Below are 1,176 nucleotides of genomic sequence, written 5' to 3' on the forward strand. Positions count from 1 at the left end.
GGCCAGGAGGGACCGGTACCGCTCCTCGCTCTCCCGCAGCTCCTCTTCAGCCTGCCGGCGTTCCGTAATGTCCCGGACGATGTTGAGGGTTGCCGGCCGCCCCTCCCAGGAGATAACCGATGTATTGAGCTCCACCCAGAGAACCCTGTTCTCCCGGGTCAGGATACGGAAGGTATAGACATCGGGCAGCCCCTTTTCGCCCTGCAGCCGCCCGATATGGCGATCGATGACGGAAGTCCGGTCGTCGGGATGAATTACCGAAACAATCGGTTTTCCGGTGAGTTCTTCCGGGGCATAGCCGAGCATTCGGGCAAACCGGGAGTTGAAGGAAATGAACCTTCCGTCCTGGGCAATCGTTATGCCATCGTTTGCATGTTCGAAGAGCTGGCGGTACCGATCCTCGCTCTCCCGGAGCGCATGATCTGCCCGGCGGCTGCCGGTCACATCAAGCACCGAGAAGGTCACACCCCGGTTCAGATCGGCAGGATCGAGCGCGGTCAGACTGAGGAGGACATCAATGACCGTACTATCCCTCCGCTTCCAGCGCGTCGCGACCGTTTCGGTTCCTTTCCCGCGGATCTGCCGGTACATCTCCGCCCCGGCATGATCGTATTCTTTCTGAGTCAGGTACAGCATGCGGGTGTCCTGCCCCACCAGCTCTTCGTGGCTGTACCCGGTCATCCGGCACAGGGTGTCGTTTGCTTCCTTTATAACCCGGTTCACGACCATCCCGATGCCGACCGGGGCTACCCGGAAAATACTCCGGATTTTCTCTTCCTGCTGTCTCAGTGCCTTTTCCGATTCGGCAAGCATCTCTACCTGGTCACGGAGTTCCTCTTCGGCAGCGGCAATCTGCTCGTATGATGCCCTCAGCTCGTCGTTCCTGCGCCGCAGCTCCTCTTCCGCCTGCTTGCGATCCGTGATATCGGTTGCGATGTGGATGACGCGGTCCAGCTTCCCCGTTTCATCAAAGACCGGGGTACAGGATACCAGGTACGTTCCCCCGAAGAGCTCAACTTCCATCTCACTCGTTTCATGGTGACAGGAACGGAGCATTGTCTCGAACGGGCAACCCTCCGGAGGTCGGGTTGTACCGGGGCCATGGAAGATCTCCCAGCAGTACTTCCTAATGAGATCTTCCAGGTTTCCCCCCGTCTTTTTCAGGACTGCCTGGTT

At 58.9% G+C, this 1,176-nt stretch carries 1 protein-coding gene; it reads right to left on the reverse strand.

What is annotated here, in order from left to right; translation table 11 throughout:
• Nucleotides 1-1,164 (reverse strand): PAS domain S-box protein (locus CW742_RS14115; RefSeq protein ID WP_292421465.1); only part of this gene is annotated, 1,164 nt, incomplete at its 3' end.
• Nucleotides 1,165-1,176 lie beyond the last annotated feature (12 nt).

It is taken from the genome of Methanoregula sp. (assembly GCF_002835825.1).
In the GTDB taxonomy this organism is placed as follows: domain Archaea; phylum Halobacteriota; class Methanomicrobia; order Methanomicrobiales; family Methanospirillaceae; genus Methanoregula.